We start from the raw sequence: 2,652 nt of genomic DNA on the forward strand, positions 1-2,652 counted from the left end.
GTGGCGGGCTGTGCGGTGGCGGGCTGTGCGGTGGCGGGCTGTGCGGTGGCGGGCTGTGGGGGCAGATTTTCGGTGATCGTGCGGGCGAGCGCGCCCAGGGTGCCGCCCTGGAGCAGCGGGGCCGTGGGGATCGTGAGGCCGAAGTCGTAGTCGATGACGCCGCGCAGCCGGGTGGCGGCCAGGGAGTCCAGCCCGAGGTCCGTCAGCACGCTGCTTTCGTCGAGCCAGCCCGCCTCCACCCCCAGCACGGCGGCGACCCGCTCCTTGAGCTGTCCCGTCACGGCGGCCAGCGCCTCGCCGGGCGGCAGGGCGGCGAGGTCGCGGACGGGCGGTGTCACGGGGGTGTCCACGAAGTCGGAGAAATACGGCATGCGAGCGATGGCCGGGAACAGCGTGACCGCTTGGGCGGTGTCGAGCTTGATGACCCCGGCAGGCAGATCCCGCTGGATCAGCGCCTCCAGAGCCTCCAGCCCCTCCTCGGGGGCCAGCGGTTCCACGAAGGGCAGGGCGGTGGTGGCACCGGCCCACGTGCCCCAGCCGATGCTGATCGCAGGCAGCCCCTCCGCCCTGCGCCGCTCGCACAACGCGTCCAGCCAGGCGTTCGCGGCGGCGTACGCGGTCTGTCCAGGGGAGCCGAGCAGTCCGGCGGCCGAGGAGTACGCGACCCACCAATCGAGGTCCAGGCCCTTGGTGGCCTCGTGGAGTCGCAGGCCGCCGGTGACCTTGGCGGCCCAGACGCGTTCGAGGCTGCCGGGGTCGAGGTCGGCGATGAGCCGGTCGTCCAGGATGCCGGCCGCGTGGATCACGCCGCGCAGCCGGACCCCGCCGGCCGTCGCCGCCGCCACCAACCGCTCCGCCGTCCCCGGGGCCGCCAGGTCGCCTGTGATCATCCGCGTGGGGCCGTCCACGGGCGCGGAGGTGCGGCCGTTCAGGATGATGCGGGTGGCTCCGCGTGCGGCCAGCCAGCGGGCGGCGATCCGGCCGAGCCTGCCGGACCCGCCGGTGATCACGTACGCGCCGGGGCCGGTCACGGGACGGGCCGGTCGAGGGAGCGGCGGGAGCGTGGCACGGCGCAGGCGGGCCGTGTAGCGGACGCCGCCGCGCCAGGCCACCTCGTCGCCGGCCGCGTCGCCGGCCGGGTCGCAGGCCGGGTCGCAGGCGAGCTCCGTGACCAGGTCGGAGAGGTCGTCGAAGTCCACGAGGGTGGCGCGGGTCTCCGGGTGCTCCAGCGCGAGGACCCTCACCAGGCCGCGCAAGGCGGCCGGCCCCGGATCCGGCGCCTCCCCCTCCAGTACGGCCTGCGCCCGCTCGGTCGCGATGACGATCGGGACGCCCCGCCGGGCCTGCGCGGCGGTCTGAAGCATGACCCGCTGGACACCGTCCGGGTCGAGCTGCCGGGAAGGCAGCACGAGGACCCCCGGCTCCGAGCCGGTTGCGGTGAGGAGGGAGCGGAGATGGGCCGCGCGCGTATCTCCCTCATCGGCCAGGACGAGCCAGGCGCGGGCCGGGCCCGCCTCCCGGATCGGTGTGGGAGCCCAGGCGCGGACGATCAGTTTGGCGTCCAGGGTGGTCGGGACGGGCATCTGGGTCGAGCCGGCGATCTCGGCGCGAGAGGCGGGCGAGGAAGGCGAGAAGCGCGAGGAGGGCGAGGAGGCGCCGTCCGGGCCCGCATGCCGGATCCGCTCCAGCACACCGCCCGCCCCCGAGAAGCCCGCAACGGCCACAGAACCCGCCACACCCGGACGAGCCCGCACGGACTCCGGCGTGAGGCTCGCCCTGCCGTACACGGTCCAGGCGCCCGCGGCGTTCTTGGCGGCCAGCTCGACCACCCCGTCCGACAGCGTCAGCGTGACCTGGGCGGGCAGCGGCAACAGAGCCAGGAGCTCGACATCGTGCAGCTCCGCCTCACCATGCACCTCGACGGCCGCCGCCCGCGCGAGCTGGGCCACGACGGCGAGCGGCAGGACCGGGTGACCGTCGCGGTGCCATTCGTCCCGGGCCAGCCGCCAGGGCGCCTCGGCGAGGTCGTCGAGCGTGGTGGACCACGAGTGCCCCGACGGGGTCTCCACGTGGGTGCCGAGCAGCCGATGCCCCGCCGGGGGCCGCCGGCCGGCCGCCCAGTGCCGTACGTGACGCCAGGGCGACGGCGGCACGTCCACGACGCGGCCCGAGGTGCGCGGGGTGACGGCGGCGGCGGTCGCCGCCACCTGAGCGTGGAAGTCGCCCACGGTGACCAGCGAGGTGTGAGGAAGGGTGGCCCGCAGCGCACCGGCGAGCAGCGGCCGGGGGCTCAGCTCCGCGAACACGGCGTGCCCGTCCTCGGCCGCCGCCAGGACCGCCTGCATGAGGCGTACAGGACGGCGGACCCCCGCGGCCCAGTACGCGGCCTCGAACGCCGGCGTCTCTCGGGGATCGGCGAAGACCGTGGAGTAGTAGGGAACGACGGGCTTGCCCCCGCCGACCCCGGCCAGCTCGGCCCGCAGCAGCGGCAGCAGCGGCTTGACCTGCGGCGAGTGCCCGGCCCCCTCGGCGGTGAGCGTCCTGGCGAACAGCCCGCGCCCCGCCACCTCGGCCGCGAACTCCGCCACCCGCAGCGGATCCCCCGTCACCACGCTCTGCACGGGCGAGGAGTGCACGGCCACGTGCAGGTCG

1 protein-coding gene is annotated in these 2,652 nt (G+C 75.7%); it reads right to left on the reverse strand.

The window, feature by feature from the left end; translation table 11 throughout:
- Nucleotides 1-2,652, reverse strand: a 2,652-nt coding sequence (locus ETD85_RS66565; RefSeq protein ID WP_240780171.1) for an SDR family NAD(P)-dependent oxidoreductase, incomplete at both ends; no start/stop codon positions are given.

This window comes from Nonomuraea zeae (genome assembly GCF_005889725.1).
GTDB classification, from domain to species: Bacteria; Actinomycetota; Actinomycetes; order Streptosporangiales; family Streptosporangiaceae; genus Nonomuraea; species Nonomuraea zeae.